Below are 23,187 nucleotides of genomic sequence, written 5' to 3'. Positions count from 1 at the left end.
TAAGAGCCTCGGGCTTGGACAAAGGACTGGCTAAATTGCCCAGCAGGGTCAATGGATCCTAACTTTCTCGTGGGGGCTCGGAGTTCATGAAGGTTTCTCGTCGTGCCTTGCTGGGGGGAGCGGCTGCGGTAGCCAGCGCGAGTGTGTTGACGCGATCGCCCCGCGCCCAAGCCCAGTCCAAGTCAACCCGTGCAGATGTGGTTGTTGTCGGTGCCGGTTATGCCGGACTCGCCGCTGCTTGGCAACTGCATAAAGCTGGCCTGAAAGTCGTGGTCCTCGAAGCCCGCGATCGCGTCGGGGGAAGGGTTTGGTCGATCGACCTCAAAGGTGGCGGCTGGCTCGATTTAGGCGGTCAGTGGTTGGGAGCAACTCAAGACCGATTTGCCGCCCTAATTCAAGAGATGGGCTGCCAAACCTATCCGACTCCTAACTTTGGCGACACCCTCTACCGAGGCGTGACCAGCAGTGGTTACTACCGTGTCAAAGCAGACGGCAGCAACTGGGAGTCCGTACCCGGCAGTGATTTGATCGATGAAGCTGATGAAAAGCTGTCCGCGATGGTCGATCAGATCGACCCGAAGGCACCGTGGCAGCATCCGCAAGCGGCAATCTGGGACGGCCTCACCTTTGGTCAGTGGTTGGATCAAAATGTGCCGGACGCGAATGCCCGCCGTTTCCTGATCGCCAGTGTGTCTTACGCCTGCGCCAGTCCCCAAGAAATTTCGATGTTGCAACTGCTGTTCATCATTCGCGCCTGCGGTGGCTTGGCGATGTTGGATGGCTTTGAAGGTGCCGCTCAGCAAGATCGAATTATTGGTGGTGCGCAAGTTGTCGCGAAGCGATTGGCAGAACGGCTAGGTTCACGGATTCAGTTCAATCAGCCCGTTCGCAAAATTCGCTGGAGCGATCGCGGCGTCACTGTGTTTACTGATCAGCAGGCGATCGCGGCTCAATCCGTTGTGATTGCGGTGCCGCCCACGCTGGCTGGCAGCATTGAATACGAGCCAAGCCTGCCCACCGATCGCGCCCAAATTACCCAGCGCTGGCCCCAAGGCTGTGTGATCAAAGTCGGCATGGTGTTTGAGGAACCGTTCTGGCGCAAGGATGGCCTCAGTGGAGCTTCGATTGACTACGGTTCCTTAGTTGGTGAAACTGCCGACAGCAGTACCCCGCCCGAATATTCCAAACAGGGCATTCTCACCGGCTTTGTCTACGCCGAAACCGCGCGGCAGGTTCTGAGATTGTCGGCTAGCGATCGCCGTCAACAACTGCTGGCTTCCCTACAAGGTCGCTTTGGCGATCGGATCCTCAAACCCGTCTTCTATCAGGAGATGAATTGGGCGATGCAGCCTTGGACAAAGGGTTGTTATGCCGGTTATCTCGCACCGGGGGCAACCTACCTGTTCAAATCTGCAGTCCGCGATCCGATCGGCCCCTTGCACTGGGCGGGAACGGAAACTGCGAGTCAGTGGCCAACGTTTATCGATGGCGCGATTCGTTCGGGGGAACGGGCGGCGCAGGCGATCTTTAGCCAGCGGTAGTGCTCACCCCCCAGAAGTTGAGCATCGTCGCCCGACTTGTGATCGCGGGAACCTTGAAAGTGCCGAACATCCTGCGATGCTAGCCAACCAAGACCGAACGATTGAGGGTTGCAGGGCGATCGGGCTGGCTGTCTCTGCGAGTTTAGAGTCGAGGAAATTGCATGTCTCAACATCTGGAAACACTAGCGCTGCACGCGGGTCAAAAGCCTGACCCCACAACGGGCTCGCGGGCGGTACCGATTTACCAGACCACTAGCTACGTCTTTGAGGACGCCGAACACGCCGCCAATCTGTTTGCGCTCAAAGCCTTTGGCAATATCTACACCCGCTTGATGAACCCCACGACCGATGTGTTGGAGCAGCGGTTAGCCGCTCTGCATGGGGGCACCGGCGCAGTCGCCACCAGTTCGGGGCAGGCCGCCATTTTTTATGCGATCGCGGCGATTACCTCCGCCGGTCAGAACATCATCAGCACCACTAATCTCTACGGCGGCACGATCAACCTCTTCCGCCATACCCTCAAGCGCTTTGGCATTGAAGTGCGCTTTGTCGATAGCAGTGATGCCAGTAGTGTTGCCGCAGCAATTGATGAAAATACTCGGCTGGTCTACACCGAATCGATCGGCAACCCCAAGGGCAATGTCGATGATTTTGAAGCGATCGCTGCGATCGCCCATGACTCTGGAATTCCCTTCATCGTCGATAACACTGTCTCGCCACCGCCCCTGTTCAATCCCTTGGAACATGGTGCCGATGTCGTTGTCTTATCCCTGACCAAACTGGCGGGCGGCCATGGCACCTCCCTCGGCGGCATTGTGATCGAGAAAGGTGATTTTCCTTGGAATAACGGCAAATTCCCCGAAATTGCAGGGCCGGATCCGAGCTATCACGGCGTCAACTTCTGGGACGCTTTTGGTAATCATCCCGAAGCGGTGGCCCCTGGGTTGGCCTACGTCCTCAAAATTCGGACAGGTTTACTGCGTGATATCGGTGCAACCTTGTCACCTTTTAACGCGCAGCAGGTCTTACTAGGCGTCGAAACCTTGCCCCTCCGAGCTGAGCGCCACGTTCGCAATGCCCAAGCGGTGGCGGAATGGCTAGAGCGGCATCCCCTCGTAACTTGGGTGAATTATCCAGGGCTACCGAGCCATCCTGACTACGATCGCGCGCAACGCTATCTCCCAAATGGTGCAGGCGCAATCTTGGGCTTTGGCGTCCAAGGCGGACTGGAGGCTGGTAAGCGCTTTATTTCAGCCGTCAAACTCGCCTCAAACCTCGCTAATGTTTTGGATGCCAAAACACTGGTCATTCATCCCGCTTCGACCACCCACCAACAGCTCTCGCCCGAAGAACAAGCCGCAGCTGGCGTCAGCCCTGACTTTGTGCGGCTTTCGGTTGGCTTGGAGCATTTAGACGACATCTTGGCTGACCTTGACCAAGCCCTGCAGGCTTCGCAAGTCGCCTAGGTTGTTTCGTACTGGGCTTGCGATCGCCGACCCTCCCAGCGTTTTGCCATGCCGATCATCATTCCGCAAGATCTGCCTGCTCGTCGCATTCTGGATGCTGAGTCCGTATTCACGCTGGGGGATGCGGATGCGCGGCGGCAGGATATCCGCGCTTTGCAAGTGGTTGTTTTGAACCTAATGCCGACCAAGGTGACAACCGAAACGCAGATCGCTCGGGTACTCGCCAATACGCCGCTACAAGTAGAACTCACTTTAATTCACACGGCTAGCTATCAACCAACCCACACCGACCCCGAGCATCTTCGTAACTTCTACAGCACCTTTGATCAAATTCGCGATCGCCAGTTTGATGGCTTGATTGTGACGGGCGCGCCGGTGGAAACCCTGCCTTGGCTGGCGGTGGACTACTGGTCGGAACTGACGACTATTCTGGATTGGAGTCGTGAGGCGGTGCGCTCCAGTTTGTTCATCTGCTGGGGAGCCCAAGCCGCGCTTCAGCATTTTCATGGCATTGAAAAGCAAACCTTGCCAGCCAAGCGCTTTGGCGTTTTTTGGCATCATCTCCGCGATCGCAGTTCTCCCTTGGTACGCGGCCACGATGATGATTTTCTGGTGCCGGTCAGTCGCCATACGGAGGTAATTGCGGCTGAGGTATTGGCTCAATCACAGTTGCAAATTCTGGCAGAAAGCTCAGAGGCTGGACTCCATCTCCTCTGGGATGCAGACCAACATCGCACCTATCTGTTCAACCATCCGGAATACGATGCAGACACCCTCGATCGCGAATATCGACGCGATCGCGAGAAAGGGTTGCCGATTCAGTTACCTCTCAACTACTACCCTAATGATGACCCGAATCAAGTGCCGACAGTGCGTTGGCGTAGCCATGCTCAACTGCTTTACACTAACTGGCTAAACTACGAGGTTTATCAACCACTGTCACGCTAAGATTTTAGACTAAAGCTATCAAAATCTACTTAGAACTTTGACCTTCATTCAAGCGATCGGCACTGTTTATCGTCCGGATGCACCGGGTTATCTAGTCAATGAATCTAGCCTAGAAAAAATTGATCATCCTTGGCGATCGCTTGTCCAATCTCTCCTAGAAGGGTGCCAATCATGCGTTGGGGCCTCTCTTCACAGCCTTTATCTACGAGGTTCAATCCCTCAGGGAAAAGCGATTCAAGGAATTTCAGACCTCGATAGCATTCTGGTGTGGCAACACCAATCGCCTGATCCAGCCGCCATTGATCACCTGCAACAACAACTGCAGCGTCAAGCCCCATTTTGCCAAGGAATTGAAATTGCTGTGATTGGCTACGATGCACTCCAAGTCAATCGGTCACTCCAAACATTGCTGAAAATCCAAGGCCTTTGTTTATGGGGGCAGGACTTAATCACGACTTGGCCCGCTGTTCAAGTTGGCCCCCAGCTCTTGATCCATCAACCACATCTTGAGAGGGATTTAGCTGCAGTTCAGCATGAACTTCGACAATTACTGCCGAGTTCTCCTCGTTTTCATGTTCGAATGCGTGAATCTTGCCGCTGGATAACTAAGCGCTTGCTGCGGACAGGCTATGAGTTAGTGATGGAACGAGAGCAGGCTTATACCCGCGACCTTTATCCCTGCTACGTTGGTTTCGCCCGCCATTATCCAGAGCAGGCCGGTGCTATGTATAAAGCTTTGGAATTGGCGATCGCTCCCTCACGTCATCGGGCTGGATTATTACTGTTCCTCCAGCAGTTGGGGCCTTACTTACTTCAGCAAGCGAACTCACTTCACTGACCTCTGCGTCTTGATCAGCTTCGACGAATAAAATGCCTGCCAAAATCAGCTTTTGAAGGAGTGGCGCGATCGCTGACTCAAAATCAAGGTCGGGAGCCCAATCACCGAGATCCATCAGGGTGAATTGACGGCAACTAAAAAGTCGCATGGCTAAGGAGATCGGTAGTCCTTTAAAGACCATCTGCTTAGAACCAATTAACACCTTAATCTGATCATCCTCAGCTTGCCACTGAAGAGAATGGAGTGGTGACCAAATAAATTTACCGAGCAAGCCCTGCGCTAAGGGATCGCCATGCAGTTGTAGAGGGAGTTGGATCGGTAGGTGGGGCTGATCTTGCCAACTCAAATATTGAAGATAGTCATCGATCGCTTGGGGCTCTTGCAAATAGGTAATCAGTTGATCGCGCAATGACTCTAAATGACCTCGCAGTTTGAAGGGATCGAAGTTGCATGAGCCTGCGAGGGGCAATCCCTGTCTCCAATGGGGCTGGTCTCTTAATTGCTGTTGCAACCAATTGACCCAGTCCAAGCCAGTAGCGGTGTGAATGCCAATCGTGAGATGGAGAGATGCCGTTTCTTGTGCGATTGCATAATGCCAGTGCCCGCGTGGAATGTAGAGCAGATCGCCCAGGGCTCAGTACTTGCTGAAGATAGGGCGGTTCTTCAGGAGGAAGGCGATCGTAAGAAGGCTGATCAGCCGTGGGGTAGGGCAGCGTTTCTGGATAGATCAACCATTCCTTTTCACCTTCAATCTGCAAAATCAGCACATCATGAGTATCGTAGTGACAGTCAAACCCCTGTTGCTGTGCCGGTGAACTATAGAGATTGATATGACAGCGATAGCCGAATTCTTGCCGGAGGTTTGTGGCTAGGTGCTTGAGGGCTGGAACGCGATGATGAACGCCATTCAGAACTAAGGTCGCACCTTCTTGTAAACGCGATCGCCAAAGTGTTGGATTATCGCCGGCAGGCAATGACTCGCCGTCGCGGGAAAAGCGCAACTCTGACTCTCGGAAGGTTTGATAGTTCAGTAAGTCATTGAGGTGATTCCAGGAAAATAAGGACTGGAACCGCAAACTGTCTCCAGCGATATAAACGGATTGTTGAGCCCAATAATGACTCAGAAAGACCGAGAGGTTTTGGCTTCCCAATAAGTCTTGTAATTTATTCATATTGTTGTCAATTTCTGGTTGCGGCAGCTTTATTCTGTTTCAAAAAGTGTGAATGATTGGTTGTTCTGCTGGAACAATGTTCCAAAGAAGTTCTTGTAGTCAGTTCTCTAGAGCTTTTCACCACAATGGTTCTGCATCACTAAATAACTTGTGAGAGAGCCAAAGTCGATCATATTTTAACTCTTCTAGAGTCGTCGCTAGGGGCGATGATCGTACTCAAGAAACTGGCTCTCTCGGCTAGCATTTAAAGACCCAGAGTTGGAGCCTAGCCAAAGTCAGAATTGTTGCCATTGCGACGTTGGTTGCCAGAATCTGACTGATTATTGGAGTCACTATTGTTACGGGAATTATTACCGAAATCACTCCCTCCAAAATCATTGCTGGCAATCAATGTTGCTGGGGTTGCAGTGGGACTCAGCTCAGTTAATTCGACTTCGATTGCACTAGAACGGGCTTGAGGCACATTGACTGCTTCAGTGGCACCTGCAGCCATTAAGGGCAGTAAGAGAGCAGCCTTAGCAGCGATATGGACAACGAATTTGGGACTCATTAAACATCTCAAAATGGCTCAGGCAATTCCAAGTCAGCACTTAGAATTTGCATGTCAGGTACTGACGCGATCGCATTGACTGATGTTCCCTGTCGATTCCATGAACAGCTGAGCTCTCTTGCCCTGTCATTTCCCAACAGCCAGCGCTGGGCCGAAAGAGTTGGCTTGAGCAGCGATCGCTGCTGTTGGAAAGCACAACTACCGACTCAAACCGTGAGGTCCGTCAGAGGACGCAGGACCTTCAGCTCAGCTCATGCAGAGTCAATGCATCCACAAGCGCTGGTCTTGCGTATCAGAAGCAGTACAACCATTCCTCAGAAGCCCCCAGGGAGCCGGGGGCTTTTTCTTGCGAGATCAGGGTGCTGCTGTGACCGGCTGATCCAGTGGCCAGTCTTGAATGGGAAGGCCCAAGGTCTGCAGCTGAGGTAAAAGCGCTTGGCGATCGCCCACGACGAGGATCGGCATTTGGTCGAGCAGAATCCAGCGCTGTGCAACTGTTTGCACATCAGCTGGGGTCACCTTGAGTAGGGCCTCTCGATAGCGCCAGAGAAAGTCTTCGGGATACTGGAAAAACTCTGTCCGCAGCAACCGACCCAAGGTCTGATCCGGCGACTGAAAGTTAAACACGAAGCTATTGAGTAGGCGATCGCGGACTTGCTTTAGTTCCCGCTCGCTGATCGGCTGCGATCGCACGGCAGCCAGTTCCGTACGCAGGGCTTGAATCAGTGCAGCTGTGGTTGCTTGGGCCGTTTGACCGCCGGCGACAAATAATCCAGGTCGCTCAAAGTTGGGTTGCCCACTGCCGTAGACGCTATAGGCCAGACCTTGGCGGGAGCGAATTTGATTGTAAAGTCGCCCCGATAGTCCATTCAGTAGTTCGTTGAGGACGGTTAGCGCTGCATAATCTGGGTCATCCAACCGCCCCCCCAGGCTGGCCATCTGCACCGTACTTTGGCTGAGCTGGGGCTGATCGATGAGGTAGACCGCAGTCGCTGGCACTGTAAGCTGAGCTGAAGCAGCTGGTGCAATTGCGGCCGTTGCAGGTGGCTGCCATTTCCCCCACGTCGTTTGCAGGCTTTGACAAAGTTCAGCTGCCTGAAAATCACCGACGATGCCTAACCAGAGGCGATCGGGACGGTAAAAGCGTTGATGAAAAGCCACTAAATCCGCCCGTTCTACCTGTTGCACATTGGCTGCAGTCAAGCTGCGGGCCAAAGCGTCCGTTGGTCCATAGACCAACTTGGGCAGTTCGCGACTAGCGATCGCTTCGGGGCGATCATTCTGCCGCGCTAGGGCGGCTAGGGTGCGATCGCGCAGTTGTTGCAGGCGATCGGGCGGAAAAGCCGGGGTGGTCAGTACCTCAAACAAGCGATCGAGGACAAAGGGAAAGTCAGGACTGAAGCTGCGGAAACTGAGGCTGGCGACAGTCACGCCCGGATTGGATTCCAGCATGGCGGCCCGTTCCTCTAAGGCTTGATCGAGTTGCCCAACGGGATAAGCTTGGCTACCCCCCTGCCTTAGCAGTGCAGCCGTAAAGTCTGCAGTTCCCCACGCATCAGCAGGATCCAAGCGGGAGCCGGCATCCGCCAAGAGCAACCCACTGACCAGGGGCAGAGTGCGATCTTCCAGCAGATAGACCCGCAGGCCATTGTCCAGACGACAGCGATCGATATCAGGACGCTGCAGATCGACTGCCGCGATCGCGGTCACCGGCATTTGCAGCCAGCAGAGGACAAGCACCGCAGCCATCAGCAGCCAGCGACGGATCACGTCCCCTCTCCTAGGATTTGGCCCACCAACTGGCGATCGCGCTGAAAGAGCCGGCGGGCAGCCCGCTGCAGATCTAGGGGCGTAATCTGCTCTAAAGCTTCGAGGTCGCGGAAGAGCTGACGCCAGTCACCAGCCTCCGCTTGGTATTCCGCTAGTTGCTGCGCCAGACCTGCGTTCGACTCTAGGCCTTGCAGTAGATCCATCCGCAGTTGATTGCGTACCCGATCGAGTTCTGCCTGACTGAGGGGCTGCTGCTGCAGTTCGGTGACGGTTGCCGTAATCGCTTGAACCACTGTCTGAGGTGTAATTCCAGGGCGTGGCGAGGCTGAGATCACAAACAGGCTGGGCAAGCGATCGCCCGGAAAGTTGGGGAAGGCTTGGGCCGACAGAACCAAGCGATCGCCTTCGACTAAGGTCTGATAGAGCCGCGATCGCCGACCGCGACTGAGGACTTCGGCCAGTAGCTGCATCGCCAGTTGATCGGGATCTCGGGCTGCAGGCATTGGGTAAGCCACGATCGCCCAAGGTTGACTGCGGGCTTTGATCGTGACCGTACCAGCCTGAGGCTTAGCCTTCCCCTGGGAAGGTGGTGGCAATGGGCGAGCAGGCTCAGCCCCAAAATACTGGTTGGCCCAGCGGCGCACTTGGGCTGGGTCGACATCGCCCACAATCGCGATCGTCAGATTGTTGGGACCGTAATACTGCTGGAAGAACTGCTGAACCGTGGCGCGATCGAGGGCCGCAATATCGGCTCGTTCACCAATCACAGGGCGGCCGTAGGGCTGATTGGGAAAGGCCTTCGCCTTGAGAGCTTCGAGCAGCTGGCTGACTGGATCGTTATCCAAACGCTGCCGTCGCTCTTCGAGAATGACAGCCTTTTCCTCAAAGAATTCTCGGAACACCGGCTGCCGGAACCGCTCCGCTTCCAGCGCCATCCAGAGTTCCAATTGCTGTGCTGGCAAACTACAGAAATAGGTGGTTGCGTCAGCGCTAGTGGTGGCATTCAGCCCGATCGCTCCTGCATTTTCGAGGCGCTGACCAAACTCGTTCTGCCGAACGTACTGAGCGGCTTGGGCTTGAACGGCTTGAAAGCGCTGCGTCAAGGCTGTGGCGTCCTGTCCCTTCGCCTGGGCTTGCTGAAGTTGACGGTTGAGCTGATCCAGCTCGGTCAAGAGTGGCGCTTCCTCGGCATAGTTGCGGGTGCCGATCGTTGTGGTGCCCTTGAAGGCTAGGTGCTCAAGAAAGTGAGCAATGCCCGTCTGCCCCGGTTGTTCATCGGCTCCACCCACAGCAGCGTAGGTCAACACCGAAACCACAGGGGCCTGAGGCCGCTGCATGACAATGAATTGCAGGCCATTGGGCAACTGAAAGTCATCAATCTGAGCCTGCGCCGCTTGCCAGTAGGGACGGAGATCGATCGGAGCTGCGATCGCCCGACTCTGGCTGACGACAAAGACGCAGAACAGCACGGTCAACCAGAGCAGTCCGCGACGGCGCGATCGCTTTAGGCCTTGTCGGAACAACTAGCGCGAAGCCCGTGAAACAGACACGGCATAGGTATCGAACATCATGCCGACGACTGCGCAGGTCGCCCCGATCACCAGCAGCCCGCAGAGGGGGTTACCGCTGCCAAAGGTGTCGCAAAAGTAGCGCAAAATCTCTAAGCCCGACTGTCCCCAACTTCCAATTCCAGGGACCCAACTGAGGCTAGTCATGGCGAGCCAGAGCAACCCCATCACCGCCAATGGTGCAACGAAGCCCACTGTTCCGGCAACCGCGAGCGATCGCAAAAAGCGTTCTGGAAGGGGCCGAAGGAGCATGGGCGACACCAAGGGCAGGTCGGTTGCTTTCAATCTAGCCATGCCCCCTCAGACGGAACTGAAATCGTTAAAATTCTTAAGACTTTGTTAAGTTATTGCTGGCAACCGAGGCTGTGATCGCGTTTGGCCTGAGTGTCGCAAACAATCTCTAATCTACATCTACCCAAAATATTTGATTGTGGGAGTCTGTCCTCAGGTCCTAAGGAACCGCGACCGCTGTTGCTTCGACAGTTCTCGCCTGTCAGTCCCAGCTTAGCGAGGAAGGCTTGCTGTTTGCATCCGCGACTTTGCAGCAAACGCAAAGATAAGGCCGGTCACAGAGCGGCACAACGTTGTTTGGTAGGCTAAGCTGCGATCGCCTGCCGCTATGCGGAGAACTCCTCTGAACGGCCTCAAGCGCTGGGTCAATCGACTGTTGCTCGCCCTTTTGTTGGCTGGGCAGGTCGTGCTGCATCTCTTCCGCGCCCGGATTGACCCCTACAACACCCGGGAGCAAATGGCCAACGTGGGGCCATCCTCACTGCTGATCACGCTACTGACGGGTGTTTCCGTTGGAGCGGTATTCACCATTCAAGTTGCCCGCGAGTTTATCAATTTCGGAGCCGGGAACATCGTAGGGGGCATCTTGGCTCTGGCACTCTTCCGCGAACTGGCACCCGTGTTGACGGGGGTCGTGGTGGCGGGTCGGATTGGCTCAGCTTTTGCGGCGGAGATCGGCACGATGCAAGTCACGGAGCAAATCGATGCGCTGTTGATGCTGCGCACTGATCCCGTTGACTATCTGGTGGTGCCGCGGACCTTGGCCTGCTGTCTGATGATGCCCATTCTCTGTCTAGGGTTTGGCCTGATCGGGGTGACTGCCGGTAGTCTGGTGGCTCAATCGGCCTACGGCATCCCGGTTAGTGTCTTTTTTGATGGCATCCGCAACTTCCTCGAACCGTGGGATGTCGTCAGTAGCCTGATCAAAGCCGTGATTTTTGGCTGGGTGGTGGCCGCGATCGGTACGAACTGGGGCCTGACAACCACTGGCGGTGCACGGGGCGTTGGCGAATCGACGACCGGTGCAGTTGTTACCGCACTCCTAGTGATTTTTGTGCTGGACTTCTTCCTGTCGCAGCTGATGTTCAGTGGCGTGGGAGATGCCGCTTTGCAGGCACCCTAAACAGTAGCAATGGCAAAATAGCGAGGACAGCGATCGCGTGAGCGAAATACGTCATGCCGACTGATGTGGCAATCCCGCCAACTGTTCTGCCCTTAGCGCCGAGCTATCGTCTACCGGGCATCTTGATCGTTGCTGCGATCGCACTGCTGTTCTTGAATCTCTGGTTAGGTCTGGGGATCGCGGTGTTTGGGCTGTTTCTGCTCTACCAAGCGGCGACATTGCGGTTGTTCTTTACCCCCACCGACTTGGACATTTATCGGGGCGATCGCCTCCTCCGTCGCTTCCCTTACTCGATGTGGCTTAACTGGCGGATCTACTGGTCGCTCCTGCCAATCCTCTTCTACTTTCGCGAGACCGAGAGTATTCACTTTCTGCCGATTCTGTTTGACAGTCAGGAGTTACGGACGGCGCTCGAACAGTTTTGTCCGCCTCGGTAGTTGTTGTTCCTAGGGTTTTCCATGCTGCCAGACGATTTCTCGGTATTGCCCTCAGAACCAGAAACGCCGCCTGTGTTGTTACCAGAGCTGGGGCGAGAGCCAGAAACGCCGGCTGAGCCAGCACTGGAGCTGCCTGCGCCCGAATCCTCTTTGACTGAGGAGACTGTGGCGACACCCGTGGAAGATTCGCCCCCACCGGCCGAAGCGTCACTGCAGCGTCTCACCGCGATCGCGCTAGCCGATTTAGAAGCGCGACAAGCTGCTCTCTTGGCTTCGATTGAAAAACTGGAGCGCCGCCGCGATCGCATCCAGCAGGAAATTCGCAGCAGCTTTGCCGGCAAATCCCAAGAGATTGCTGTGCGGGTTCAGAGTTTTAAAGATTACCTAGTTGGCAGTCTGCAAGACCTAGCCGCCTCGGCAGAGCAGCTGGATTTAGTCCCCCCACAACCGATCGCTGCCCCTGAAATCATTGCGCCTCCCCCTGCATCAGTAGAAGCAAAAGCACCTCTGCGGCCTGGCTTTGCGGATCCCGAATTTGCCCCCGAAGCCGAATTGATCGAGCAAGAACTGAATCGCTATCGCCAGTCACCGGACTACTACGGTCAGCCGTGGGTGCTGCGTCGCACCTTCGAAGCAGTTCATGAAGAGCCAGTCCGCGAGTGGTTTTTTACGATGGGCGGCCGGGGTGCGCTCCGTAGTTTTGGTAGTCGCCAGCAAAATGTCCTGATTGCTTCAGCTGTGATTTCCGTGCTCAATCACCTCTACGGTGAGCGCTTAGTACCGCTGATTTTGGCGAGTACGCCGGAACGACTGGGTGAATGGCGGCGCGGCTTGCAGGATTGCTTGGGTCTATCGCGGGAAGATTTTGGCCCAAATCAAGGTATTACGCTATTTGAGTTTGCCGATGCGCTGGTTCAAAAAGCCGAACGCATCGAAGAGCGGGGTGATCTGCCTCTGATCGTGATTGACGACGGTGAAGACAGTGTCAGTCTGTCCCTGTTGCAGTTCCCGCTGTGGCTGGCCTTTGCTCCCGATCCGCGCCAGCCCAGCTACGACTTGTTTTGATCCAAGCTAGGGCGCTCATTCTGGGGCGATCGCCAATGACGGCGGAGCCCCCAAAGAATGACCAATTGGAAAGGAAGCAAGGCTAAAAACTCGCGGGCGACAACAGGCCATTGCAGTTGAGACAGGGCGACAAAGTAGATTCCCCCCATCACTAGCAAGAGGCTGCGGTTAACGAAGAAGCGTGATTTCATGAGACGCCCAAGTTAGAGAGGAGCGATCGCCCAAGGCGGTGGCCAGAGCCCGGCTTGCCAACTCCACCAGAGACGGGTGCTGTAGTAAAGCAGGAGGCCTACTAGGAGCGGTAGCCAGCTGTGACGAACGAGCGATCGCCACGGCAAGAGCGATCGCTGTCGCCAGAGTTCCGCTAACCAGACGAGACCGATGGCCAAACCGATCGTGAAGAGGGGCGGTCCAAACACATGAAACTGAACCGCCTTTACCCAATCCCCGCGCCAGGTGGCCGCTAGCGATCGCGTTAAGCCGCAGGTGGGACGGGGCAGCCCCGTTAGCGCGAGCAATGGACAGGTCCAGCGGGTGGGAAGGCGGTCGCTGCTGTAGAGCGCAGTGTAAAGCGCACCCGTTCCCAGTAAGAGCAGTCCGACCTGTCGCTGTTGCCGAAAGCGATGACTAGAACCAGGGTTTACGGCCGGTGATGTAGGTGGCCTCAAATTGCTCATCAGGCTTGGTCAAATAAATAATGCCTTCAATGATGCCAATGATGCTCATGACTGGCGCTAGGAAGCCGCAGCTCAGGATCGAGACTAAGAGCATAATGACGCCCTCAGTGGTGTATCCCAGAACAAATTTGTGAATTCCTAATGCACCCAGGATAATGGCGAGAATTCCAGCCAAAATTTTCTTGCTGTTGGTCTCATTAGATGGTGATGTTGTCATCGTTACTCACTCACTCCGAGGAAAAAGTTTCTACTTAATTCAAGCATCTTCTGACGAATTGGCAATCCCGACAATATCTTCGTAGGCTGCTGTGATTGCACAAATGGACCAAGGGATCGTAAATAGCAGGCCAATTCCGCAGGGTAATGCTCCAGCAAAGTTAATCAGACCCAGAACAATCAAAAAGCCAAAAAAAGTCAACCACTTTTTGGTGATTAAACGGCGGCTCAACTCCAAGGCTGCCCAAGGCTCAAGGTTTCGCTCTGCGACAAGAGGTAGGGCAAATACATAGGCGATCGCTAGATAGATTCCAGGAACAATCAGGAGGACAAAGCCAATCAGTGTTAAGGCACTGGTTAGCAGTGACGTCAGAAAAAAGGGTAGAAAGCGATTGAAGCCGCGAAAGAAGTCACCGAACTCAACCCGTTGCTGCTTGATCGTTTTAAAGGCTACTAAGAAAAAGCCAGCAGAGAGTGGGCCATTAATGACCAATTGAATGGCTCCACCTGGTCCAAAGCGCAGTCCAGTGCCCTCCTCATCTGCGACAAATGCGGCATCTAAACTGGAGAGAGCTATGGAAATTAGGCCAACAATAATTAAGTAGGCGATGAAGAGGCCCAAGTTCTGTTTGAAAATTGCCCAGCCTCGAGACAGATAGGAACCAAATCGGAACTCATAGTCGCGGTTGAGTAAGTCTTCGTTGCTATTGAAAGAGCTAGAAGCCATCACGATCGCAGAGGAAGTTGACGTTTTGAGTATCCTGGCGATCGCAAAGAATAGCGGCAGTCTTAAGAAAAATTCAGGCTAGATAGTGCTTTCAACCAATGGATCCGCATTCTGTAACTGTTGATAAGCGGCGATTAGGCAGCAATAAAATAGTGGTGTTGTTAAGACCAGACCTAAGCAACAGGTGATGATTGCGATCGCGCTGCTCACGACAGTCCAGCCCGCAATGCCCAGTGCGGCGATTCCCCATTGCGATCGCAGCAGTTGCAGACTGACTTGCATGGCAGGCCAAGCCCGGAGATGGCGATCGGCAATTAAGAGGAAGGTGAACTGGTAGGCCACCATCAGGTAGCAAAAGCTGGCCAGGCCGATCAGTCCGAAGACGCCACTGATACTACCGATCGCGATCGCAACAGTGCGATTGACCTCCCACCAGCTCCAGAGCCCAACCGCCCCAATCAGCCAGGGACTCCAGCAGATCAAGGCAATCGTACTGATCCAAGTCACTGCCCAAAAGGATTGCCAAAACAGGAATGGTTGCTGAAAGCCGATCCAGAAATCACTCAAGGGGCGATCGCGATCGCAGAGCCGCTGCCAAATGCCCCAGTTCAAGCCCAAGGTCAGCGGTCCAACAAAAAAAGGCAGTGCCAGCCACCCCAGGATTGGCAGACCTTGCAAGCCACTTTGAATCAGCAAACTCACTGCAGAGAAGCCCAGCAATTCCGCCGGATAGTGCTGGAACAATTGCCAGCCTTCCTGCCAAAGCGATCGCAGTTTGAGTTGAGTCATGAGAAGTCTCTGCGATCGCTAGCGGTACTCAATAAAAAACGGCTCCTGCAGGAGCCGTTTTGATTGTGCATCAGAGGCAGCAATTAAGCCGCATCGATCGGTTTATATTCCGCTGGTGCCAAGGCATTGCCGCGTAGCAAGCTACCGAGGGTTTTGGCCGTGATTTTTAGCTGCACTAAGGGATTGGCCGGCACCACGGTTTTGTAGAGGTAGCTGTCGAAGGTCAGACGCTGCACATCTTTGTCGTCGCACATTTCCACGAAGGCTTCACGGGTTGCATCCGAGCGATAGAAGACGGTTTGCAGCAAGTCCAGCACTTTGTAGGTGGTGCCGTATTTTTTGTCCCAGCGACGCAGATACTGCTTCAGATCCGCTTCGGTAGGAATGCGAGCGCCGTTGTTCGAGGTTTCGACGATCGTTTCGGCACACATCCGACCCGATTTGGCCGCGAAGTAGATGCCTTCACCTGAAGACTTAGTCACGTAGCCGGCCGCATCGCCAACTAGTGCTGCCCGGCCAACAACCCGACGCGGACGCGGATGCTCGGGGATCGGGTGTGCTTCGACCTTGATGATCTTGCCGCCTTCCAAACGGTTTGCAGCCCGAGCGCGAATGCCTGCTTGCAGCTTCTTGATCAGGCGTTGGTTGACATGCATCGTGCCCGTACCGACTGCTACGTGGTCGTATTTGGGGAACACCCACGCGTAGAAGTCGGGCGAAACGTCGCCACCGACGTACATTTCCGCCAGATTTTCGTAGTAATGCATCTTGTCTTCAGGCAGACGGATGCGCTCTTGGAAAGCAATCGCGTAGTTGTAATCGCCCGCATCGATCGCTTTGGCGATACGCGAGTTAGCGCCATCCGCCCCAATCACCACATCCACTTCTAGGGTCGAAGGAATGCCTTCTAGACTGCCGTTGGAGTGATCGGCGTAGTGCAGCACGTAGGGATCGCGATCGCCCTTCGGCAGTTCCAAACGGAAGAGCGTACCGTTGATCAGCTTGGTGCCCAGCTTGGCCGCGCGATCGCGCAGGAAGCCATCCAGTACCTCCCGACGGGTCATGCCGATGTATTCGTCGGCATTGTCGAGATTGATGTTGACCTCGCGGTTGGACGGCGAAATCATTTTCATGTTGCGCACGCGGCGATCGATGATCTCCGCCGGCAGGTCGAACTCGCTGACCATGCAGAGCGGGATTGCACCGCCGCAGGGCTTTGCGTTGTCCAACTTGCGCTCGATTAGATAAGTCTCAATACCGGCTTTGACGAGCGTTTCCGCTGCACAAGATCCCGCCGGTCCGCCGCCGACCACAGCCACCCGAAGTGCCAACGCTTTGCCCTCTAACGTTTCTTGGCTACAGGTTGGGATCCTATCACGGGCATTTCGTCGGCCCCGACAGGGCTTTTGCGTCTGTGTCAAAGCTGAAACAGACGTTAACAGAACGACAGGATCCACTCATCCTCTCAATGCCAATCCCAGGGTTGAGCCAGGTCATTGGTCAGGATTGATTCGTACCCTCTTGGCTTCCGTCGCTCCCTCGCAGGGGGTGAGTAGCGCGCCCGCTGGACTTGCATCTCCCCTGTTCTCTGGGCGATCGCCAGCCTCAGTCTCGATCGAGTGCTCCAGCTGCTCAGCCCGTTTGAGCCGGAGGATACCTTGGGCTCCGCAAACGTCAGCGATACACTAAGAGCCAGCGATCGATTGCCCTGTCTGGTAACTCGCTGTTGTCTTCAGAGAACCCGTGACTCGTCAGAGACCTGCAGCTCGTCCCTCCGATCGACGTCTAAATTCACGCCAATTGCGGCGTAGTTCCGTGCAGTTGGGGCGACAGCTTTCTGCGCGATCGCAGCATCGAGTCGGCCAATGGTTCAAATGGTTGCGCCCGGGCCTCCTGATCAAGCGCTGGATGTTACTGAGCATTCTGGGCTTTTTTGCCGCCCTGCTCGGCGCGGCGATTTGGGCCGATCTGACGCCGGTCTACTTCCTGCTGACAATGGTGCGGAACGGCTTGGGGTTTGTGACCCAATTGTTGCCCAACTACTGGAGTGGTCCGCTGTTGTTGGGTGTGGGTCTGCTGTTGCTTTACCTAGGGCAGTCGCGGACGGTCGGCTCGATTACCGAGGCGCTGCGGCCCGAGCAAGAAGAAGAGCTAGTAGATGTCCTGCTCTCCCATCGACGACTCAGTCGTGGTCCTCGGATTGTCGCGATCGGGGGTGGCACTGGCCTCTCGACGTTGCTACGCGGCCTGAAGCAATACAGCACTAATCTGACGGCGATCGTAACGGTCGCTGACGATGGAGGCTCGTCGGGGCGTCTCCGTCGTGAAATGGGCGTGCAACCACCCGGCGACATTCGCAACTGCCTGACGGCGCTCGCTAACGAAGAAAAACTGCTGACTGAACTATTTCGCTATCGCTTTGCCAGTGGTGATGGTTTAGTCGGCCACAGCTTCGGCAATCTCTTTCTAACGGCGATGACGGCGGTTACAGGCGGTGATTTTGAGAAGGCAATCGCAGCCAGTTCCAAAGTTCTCGCAGTGCAAGGGCAGGTATTGCCCGCTACGCTTTCGGACATGCGCCTCTGGGCGGAATTGGAAGATGGTCGCCGCATTGAAGGTGAGTCACAAATTACTGAAGCAGGGGGGCGGATTGTGCGGCTGGGTGTGACGCCTGCTGATTTGCCAGCCCTGCCCCGTGCCCTCGAAGCGATCGCTGCTGCGGACTACATCATCATTGGTCCCGGAAGCCTGTTCACCAGCATCATTCCCAACCTACTGGTGCCCGCGATCGCCAAGGCCCTAGCGGAGAGTTCTGCTTACCGGGTTTATGTCTGCAACATCATGACCCAACCCGGTGAAACCTTGGGATATACGGTGGCTGACCACATTCGTGCGATCGACTCCGTCTATCCAGAACCGTTGTTTGATGCGGTCTTGGTGCAGCGTCAGCCGCCTTCTGAGGCTGCAGTTCAGCGCTATGCGCGGCAAAATTCCCAGCCGGTGGAAATCGATCGCGAGGCAGTGCTGCAACTGGGTCGGCAAGTGATTCTGGCGAATGTGATGGAAGAGGATCCGCAAAACCACTGTGTCCGCCACCAACCGACGCGCTTGGCTGCAGCCCTAATGCGTTGGTATCGTCGTTCTGCGAATTAAGCCAATGCAATTTTTCCTGCCGGATGCCACTGCGACCCATCAGTTCGGAGTCCTGTTGGGACAGAGGCTTCTGGCTAGCAGCACCCTCTTACTGGAAGGAGATTTAGGCAGCGGCAAAACAACGCTGACCCAAGGCATCGCCCAAGGCTTGGGCATCCCCGACGTGGTAGCCAGCCCAACCTTCACCTTGGTCTGTGAGTACAGCGAGGGGCGCTTGCCCCTCTACCACTTCGACCTCTATCGCCTCGAGGCACCTGATGTAGCGCGCTTGCTGCCGGAGTTGTACTGGGAAGGTGTGGAGTTTGAGCCGGGGCTAGTGGTGATTGAATGGCCGGAACGCTTACCCTACCGTCCTGCTGCTTACTGGTCTCTCGTGCTGACACCCAGCCTTGAGCTTGAGGGTCGCCAGCTTGTTCTGACGCCTGTGAATCAGGACCCAACAACCGTGGCCAATCTCGAGGTACAGCTTGCTGCGCAGTTCAGAGCAAGGCCTGCAACTGCTGAATCGTAATCCGGCTAGTCCGCTCCCAAGAGAACTGCTGCGATCGCGCTAGAGCGGCAGCACTGAGCCGTTGCTGTAGCCCCGAGTCTTGAGCAATCGCCTGCATGGATTCAGCGATCGCTTCCGGTTGCAGCGGGTCGAAGTACAGACCGGCATCCCCCACCACTTCGGGCAAGGAGGAACGATCGGCGACAAGCACGGGAGTTCCACAGGACATGGCCTCTAAAACGGTCAGGCCAAAGCCTTCCCAGAGGCTGGGATGAACGAGGGCGATCGCTTGGTTGAGGATGATCGGTAGCTCTTTCCGGGGGACATAGTTTTTGAACCGCACCACCTCAGTCAGCCCCTGAGCTTCAATCTGGGCCTGCACTGCTGGCAGAAAACGGCGATCAACGGGGCCGACCAGCCAGAGTTCGCAGTCTAATTGCCGCTGGATCAGGGCAAAGGCCTTGATCAATCGTTGGAGGTTCTTGTAGGGATTGAGCCGGCCTACATAGACAAAATAGTTGCGGCGGTCGAGGCGCAGCGGCCGAAACTGTTGGCGATCGCAGGCGAGAGGCGTGATCGTCAAACGCTGTTCTGGCACCTGATAAAAAGACTGAAGATCCTGCGCTGTGGCTTGGGAATTGCAAAAAATGTGGGTTGATTCTTTAAGTAGCCTTGGTAGATGACTGCGGAAATACAGTGTGGAGAAGGAACGGCTGGGGAATCGCAGGGGGATGAGATCATGCACCGTGATCACCTTGCGGATCGATTGTCCTAGCGGCGCTTCTGGTACTGGAGAAAACAGTAGCCGGCTGCCTATCTGGTGATAGATCTGCCCGAGTTGGGTCTGTGTCCAAATGAGCCGTCGCAGATGTCCCTGCAGACCTTGGATCGCTGTCATATTGTTGGGAATCTGCAGGGTTGTTGCCCCTGGCCATCTGCAGGGCGAGAGCAAGACCGGATGCAAAATCCGAATTAGGTGGGGAACTAGTTGCAGACCGTAGTGACTTAAGCCCGTAGCCTCTTGATTGAGATAGGCCAAATTGATCAGCAGATCAGAAGAGGCCGGAACGAGTCCTCCGATGGAAGCTGCTGTTGTCGGGTAGGTCGGCATGTCACCAATTTGGACAAGGCAATTCCGACCTACCCTAGCGGATACCGTGACTAGGAATGGCACAATGAGCCGAAATAAGAGCAGCTCAATTGCATGCGGTCATCTACCCAGTGGCTTGGAACTCTGGCTACCCTTGGCTTCCTCTTGGGGGCAATCAGTGGTGGGGTTGTCTTGCCAACTTCGGCTTTCGAGCTTCCCCAGCCACCGATCGCTCAATCTTGGCCGTTAAAGTCCGCGATCGCTGCTGCAGGTCTGACGGTGATCGGTTTACAGGTGGCAACGACCCGCCGCTGACCCACGATCGCCATCCCCTAAAGCAGTGGACCAACTACAAACCCTAAACCAATGCCAACCAGCACCACCTGCCAAGTGGGGCGTTTCCAGCGCACCAGCGCCAAAAGATTACCGGCAAAGAGCAGCAGGCTGAACAGCAGAATCGCCGGTTGATCACTTTGCAGTGAGGGACGTGCCAGGGGCCAGAGGGTCGCTGCGATCGCTCCGAGCACAGCAGGGCTCACCCCCCGCAAAAACTGCTGAATGCTGCGGTTCTGACGCAGACGTTGCAGGATTGGAGCAGCCAGCAAAATAAACAGAAATGAAGGGAGAAAGATCCCAACCGTTGCCGTGGCTGCCCCGCTCAAGCCCGCGACCGCAAAGCCAATGAAGGCAGCCGTCAAAACTACTGGCCCCGGGCTGAGTTGACCGATCGCCACCCCATCGACAAATTGCTGGGCGGTCAGCCATTGCCACTGCTGCACGACCTGTTGCTGCAGCAAGGGGATGATCACCAAGCCGCCACCAAAGACAAAGGTGCCAGTTTCGAGGAAGAAGCGAAACAGCGGAGCACCCCGCTCGGACCACTGTGCCCAGCCCCAAAAATCTGTCGGGCCGATCGCTGCGGGCAAGAGCGGTAACCAAGCCGCTTGCGATCGCTGGGCCCAGAGCCAGCTGACGGCTCCAGCTAGCAAGAGAATCAAAAAGACAGGCAGGATACCGCTGAGGGTTAAAATTAGCGCCCCAATCGCTAAGCCCCAATGCAGGGGCTCCTTGAGAACGCGCTGACTGAGGCGGAGACAGAAAGCAACAATAATCGCCGTCACGGCGGGGGCTGCCCCCAGAAACAAGTCTTGAACGGACGGAACGGTTTGGAAGCGAAAGTACGCCCAAGCTAGGGCAACAACGATCGCAAAAGCGGGCGCGATAAAACAAACGCCACTGACCACGCCGCCGATCCAACCGGCTTGGCGATAGCCAATATAAATGCCCATTTGGGTGGAAGCTGGCCCCGGCAACATCTCGCAGAGGGCAATTCCCTCGCTGAACTCTTCGGGGGTCAGCCACTGACGCCGCTGAACGACTTCTTCTTCCATCATCGCTAGATGGGCTTGGGGCCCACCAAAGCCGATGGTGCCCAGCTTCAGAAAAAGGAGAGTCAGCTCTAACAGCAGGGGGCGATCGGCCATAGCAGCGCAGTGTTCGTCAACGGTTGTAGGCTAAACCGATCGCGATTGCCTTGTCTGTCCGCTAGCCAACTTGGATAGCGACTGGCATCCCTAGGGAGACTGTGGTGTCACGAGCACTGTCAGTTCCGGAGTCGCGATGGTTGTGGTGCCAGTGCTGGGCAAGAGTGTGGCCGGCTGCCCACGGAAGGTTTGATCGAGAAAGGCCAAGGTCAAGCCTTGGAACAGCAGGTTGCCTGCTGCTTGGCTAGGACCGATCAACTCGGGTGGCAAAGGGATCTGGAAGCCTTGGGGTTGCTGATTGTTGGGTGGCAGCACGGTGAAGTGCGTCCCTTTCACGGCAAGAGCTAGCCACTTCTGACGGGTGCCGAGCTGCTGAAACGCAGCGATCGCCTCGGGTTGGGGCGGTGTGACGACATCGCGGCTTCCCCCCCAGATCAGGGTAGGAACTGTTACCTGCGAGAGGCCGGCGGCCCCAAAGACATCGCTGGCTAGGCCATCAGCAGCAACAGCGGCCACAATGCGGGGATCGGTCAAGGTATAGCTCGGTTGCGGCAAGTTAATGGCGATGCACTGCAACAAGGTGGAGAGGTTATTGCGGAAGCGATCGAGGGGTTCACATTGCTGTCGCGCATTGACCGGACTGAGAGGGGCGCCCGCCACTGCCAAGGCCCCATAACCTCCGTAGGAATGACCTACAACCGCAGCTTTTTGGGTTTGAACCCGAGCGGCGGCTGGTGTGGTAGCCAACTGGTCTAGGACAAAGCGAATGTCCGTTGGAATATCAATCAAGGCCTGAGGTCCAGGCGGGCTGCTGATGCCGACTAGGACGTTCTCGAACGATCGCGCACTGGTGGTCACATGCTCGGGCAGGGCGACGGCATAGCCGTGGGAAGCCAGATGGCGTGCCAGATAGGCAAAGGTCTGGCGCGTTTCGCCCAAACCATGGGAAACCACCACTAGGGGCAAATTGCGGGATGTGCCGCTGGGCAGGTATAAATCCGTCGGCACAGGGCGATTGCGTTGGGGATCCTGCCAGTTAAAGCTCTGGACCTGAACGCTGTTCGGCCCCGGTGCTTGATAGCGTTGCTGCAGTGCGGGATCGGCGGGCTGACTCCGTTGCTGCAAGCGATTGACAACGCCTTCGGTGGCTAAGAGTTGCTCGTTGAGCTGCTGGATATAGCTCAAAAAGACATTGAGATCGAACAGGATGGTTTCGGAGGGAAACGTCTGAATCGCACTGAGAAATGACAGCCCTTGCGGCGATTGGGCTGCGGTTGTGATGGCTGTGGCGATCGCTGGGTCAGTTAGGGAAACAGGTGGTTCCGCCCGGATCACATTGCCGACACGGGTCAGAAAGATGCTGAAGGTATCGCCCCGATTGACAATCTGCTGGATCGCGTTGGGCGAGATGGGCACGGGAGCAATCAAGGCCGAACGAATCGACTGCTGGACTTCCGGTGAGAGCAAGGCCAAAACCGCTCGCAGATCAGCGCCGACGGGGCGCCCCTGCGCAAAATTGGCGAGGTCATCGACCGCAATGGTGACATCAGTCCCGGACCAACGAACTGTAATCCTTTCGGCCGCTGAACTAGGGGCGGCTGTGAGCACCGCAGCCCCAAAACCGAGCACGGTACTCAGTAGCGTTGGGAACCAAGACTGGGGCTTGAACATCTTCTGGCTATCCTTAGCAGCGCGGACAAGAAAAGATGCAGCGATTGGAAGGTAGGGACGAGGCTCCAACGCAAGGGCCGTTGCCTCAACCGCTGACTAGTTCAACGCTAGTGGGCGTTCA

General features: G+C 55.7%; 24 protein-coding genes and 1 pseudogene. 10 read left to right on the top strand and 15 right to left on the bottom strand.

Going from position 1 to position 23,187, the window contains the following annotated elements:
* Positions 1-86: 86 nt before the first annotated feature.
* The 4 genes from SYC_RS06070 (at position 87) to SYC_RS13570 (ending at position 4,793) form a co-directional block, all read left to right on the top strand.
* Positions 87-1,541 (top strand): flavin monoamine oxidase family protein, encoded by a 1,455-nt coding sequence (locus tag SYC_RS06070; RefSeq protein WP_011243456.1) that lies wholly within the window; start codon positions 87-89, stop codon positions 1,539-1,541.
* A 161-nt stretch (positions 1,542-1,702) separates the two neighbouring features.
* A complete protein-coding gene (locus tag SYC_RS06065) occupies positions 1,703-3,007 on the top strand; it encodes an O-acetylhomoserine aminocarboxypropyltransferase/cysteine synthase family protein (protein WP_011243455.1) in 1,305 nt (434 codons plus the stop codon).
* A 48-nt stretch (positions 3,008-3,055) separates the two neighbouring features.
* On the top strand, positions 3,056-3,955 hold the full coding sequence (locus SYC_RS06060; RefSeq protein ID WP_011243454.1) for a homoserine O-succinyltransferase: 900 nt from the start codon (positions 3,056-3,058) through the stop codon (positions 3,953-3,955).
* A gap of 37 nt (positions 3,956-3,992) precedes the next feature.
* Entirely contained in the window at positions 3,993-4,793 is an 801-nt protein-coding gene (locus SYC_RS13570) for a hypothetical protein (protein ID WP_011243453.1), read from the top strand.
* Here the strand turns inward: SYC_RS13570 and SYC_RS14225 are convergent.
* From SYC_RS14225 to SYC_RS06030, 6 genes and pseudogenes are all read right to left on the bottom strand, one after another.
* On the bottom strand, positions 4,678-5,379 hold the full coding sequence (locus SYC_RS14225) for a hypothetical protein (RefSeq protein ID WP_419756855.1): 702 nt from the start codon (positions 5,377-5,379) through the stop codon (positions 4,678-4,680). The genes SYC_RS13570 and SYC_RS14225 overlap by 116 nt on opposite strands.
* A 103-nt stretch (positions 5,380-5,482) precedes the next feature.
* A pseudogene (locus tag SYC_RS14220) lies at positions 5,483-5,965 on the bottom strand (JmjC domain-containing protein); the annotation flags it as partial.
* 265 nt (positions 5,966-6,230) lie between these two features.
* The gene (locus SYC_RS06045) at positions 6,231-6,515 is read right to left on the bottom strand and encodes a hypothetical protein (RefSeq protein ID WP_011377553.1); all 285 of its coding nucleotides are present in this window, start codon (positions 6,513-6,515) and stop codon (positions 6,231-6,233) included.
* 354 nt (positions 6,516-6,869) lie between these two features.
* A complete protein-coding gene (locus tag SYC_RS06040; RefSeq protein ID WP_011243451.1) occupies positions 6,870-8,285 on the bottom strand; it encodes a M16 family metallopeptidase in 1,416 nt (471 codons plus the stop codon).
* Complete coding sequence (locus SYC_RS06035; protein ID WP_011377554.1) at positions 8,282-9,808, bottom strand: M16 family metallopeptidase; 1,527 nt, start codon at positions 9,806-9,808, stop codon at positions 8,282-8,284. The genes SYC_RS06040 and SYC_RS06035 overlap by 4 nt, the downstream gene beginning before the upstream one ends.
* Positions 9,809-10,105: a hypothetical protein gene (locus tag SYC_RS06030; protein WP_234701810.1), complete on the bottom strand. Its 297-nt coding sequence runs from the start codon at positions 10,103-10,105 to the stop codon at positions 9,809-9,811.
* Positions 10,106-10,472: 367 nt separating this feature from the next.
* Between SYC_RS06030 and SYC_RS06025 the strand changes: the two genes are divergently transcribed.
* Genes SYC_RS06025 through SYC_RS06015 form a run of 3 tightly spaced genes read left to right on the top strand, consistent with a single transcriptional unit; the run spans position 10,473 to position 12,769 of the window.
* Positions 10,473-11,267, top strand: a complete 795-nt coding sequence (locus SYC_RS06025) for an MlaE family lipid ABC transporter permease subunit (RefSeq protein WP_011243448.1) — start codon at positions 10,473-10,475, stop codon at positions 11,265-11,267.
* Positions 11,268-11,320: 53 nt separating this feature from the next.
* Complete coding sequence (locus tag SYC_RS06020) at positions 11,321-11,704, top strand: DUF3119 family protein (protein ID WP_011243447.1); 384 nt, start codon at positions 11,321-11,323, stop codon at positions 11,702-11,704.
* 21 nt (positions 11,705-11,725) lie between these two features.
* Positions 11,726-12,769 carry a DUF3086 domain-containing protein gene (locus SYC_RS06015; protein ID WP_011243446.1) on the top strand — a complete coding sequence of 348 codons (1,044 nt, stop codon included), beginning with the start codon at positions 11,726-11,728 and terminating at the stop codon, positions 12,767-12,769.
* On the opposite strand, the gene SYC_RS06010 is transcribed toward SYC_RS06015, so the two are convergent.
* The 6 genes from SYC_RS06010 to chlP form a co-directional block, all read right to left on the bottom strand.
* Positions 12,754-12,960: a hypothetical protein gene (locus SYC_RS06010; RefSeq protein WP_039755453.1), complete on the bottom strand. Its 207-nt coding sequence runs from the start codon at positions 12,958-12,960 to the stop codon at positions 12,754-12,756. The genes SYC_RS06015 and SYC_RS06010 overlap by 16 nt on opposite strands.
* 12 nt (positions 12,961-12,972) lie before the next feature.
* Positions 12,973-13,446: a DUF2752 domain-containing protein gene (locus SYC_RS06005; RefSeq protein WP_234701809.1), complete on the bottom strand. Its 474-nt coding sequence runs from the start codon at positions 13,444-13,446 to the stop codon at positions 12,973-12,975.
* Entirely contained in the window at positions 13,397-13,663 is a 267-nt protein-coding gene (locus SYC_RS06000) for a TM2 domain-containing protein (RefSeq protein WP_011243444.1), read from the bottom strand. The genes SYC_RS06005 and SYC_RS06000 overlap by 50 nt, the downstream gene beginning before the upstream one ends.
* Positions 13,664-13,702: 39 nt before the next feature.
* The gene (locus tag SYC_RS05995) at positions 13,703-14,389 is read right to left on the bottom strand and encodes a hypothetical protein (RefSeq protein WP_011377557.1); all 687 of its coding nucleotides are present in this window, start codon (positions 14,387-14,389) and stop codon (positions 13,703-13,705) included.
* 78 nt (positions 14,390-14,467) lie between these two features.
* Positions 14,468-15,178: a hypothetical protein gene (locus SYC_RS05990; protein ID WP_011377558.1), complete on the bottom strand. Its 711-nt coding sequence runs from the start codon at positions 15,176-15,178 to the stop codon at positions 14,468-14,470.
* 83 nt (positions 15,179-15,261) lie between these two features.
* Positions 15,262-16,509 carry a geranylgeranyl reductase gene (gene chlP, locus SYC_RS05985; protein ID WP_039755450.1) on the bottom strand — a complete coding sequence of 416 codons (1,248 nt, stop codon included), beginning with the start codon at positions 16,507-16,509 and terminating at the stop codon, positions 15,262-15,264.
* A gap of 412 nt (positions 16,510-16,921) precedes the next feature.
* Between chlP and SYC_RS05980 the strand changes: the two genes are divergently transcribed.
* On the top strand, positions 16,922-18,331 hold the full coding sequence (locus SYC_RS05980; RefSeq protein WP_011243440.1) for a gluconeogenesis factor YvcK family protein: 1,410 nt from the start codon (positions 16,922-16,924) through the stop codon (positions 18,329-18,331).
* Positions 18,321-18,842, top strand: a complete 522-nt coding sequence (gene tsaE, locus SYC_RS05975) for a tRNA (adenosine(37)-N6)-threonylcarbamoyltransferase complex ATPase subunit type 1 TsaE (RefSeq protein WP_407830097.1) — start codon at positions 18,321-18,323, stop codon at positions 18,840-18,842. The genes SYC_RS05980 and tsaE overlap by 11 nt, the downstream gene beginning before the upstream one ends.
* Here tsaE and SYC_RS05970 read toward each other — a convergent pair.
* A complete protein-coding gene (locus SYC_RS05970; RefSeq protein ID WP_011377559.1) occupies positions 18,811-19,932 on the bottom strand; it encodes a glycosyltransferase family 4 protein in 1,122 nt (373 codons plus the stop codon). The genes tsaE and SYC_RS05970 overlap by 32 nt on opposite strands.
* A gap of 93 nt (positions 19,933-20,025) precedes the next feature.
* Between SYC_RS05970 and SYC_RS13805 the strand changes: the two genes are divergently transcribed.
* Positions 20,026-20,226, top strand: coding sequence for a hypothetical protein (locus SYC_RS13805; protein ID WP_039755448.1), 201 nt, complete (start codon positions 20,026-20,028; stop codon positions 20,224-20,226).
* Positions 20,227-20,243: 17 nt separating this feature from the next.
* On the opposite strand, the gene chrA is transcribed toward SYC_RS13805, so the two are convergent.
* On the bottom strand, positions 20,244-21,395 hold the full coding sequence (gene chrA, locus SYC_RS05965) for a chromate efflux transporter (protein ID WP_011243437.1): 1,152 nt from the start codon (positions 21,393-21,395) through the stop codon (positions 20,244-20,246).
* Between the two features lie 90 nt (positions 21,396-21,485).
* Positions 21,486-23,066 (bottom strand): alpha/beta hydrolase, encoded by a 1,581-nt coding sequence (locus SYC_RS05960; protein ID WP_011243436.1) that lies wholly within the window; start codon positions 23,064-23,066, stop codon positions 21,486-21,488.
* Positions 23,067-23,187 lie beyond the last annotated feature (121 nt).

This window comes from Synechococcus elongatus PCC 6301 (assembly GCF_000010065.1).
Taxonomy (GTDB): Bacteria; Cyanobacteriota; Cyanobacteriia; order Synechococcales; family Synechococcaceae; genus Synechococcus; species Synechococcus elongatus.
This window is presented reverse-complemented; position numbering and strand designations above follow the sequence as displayed.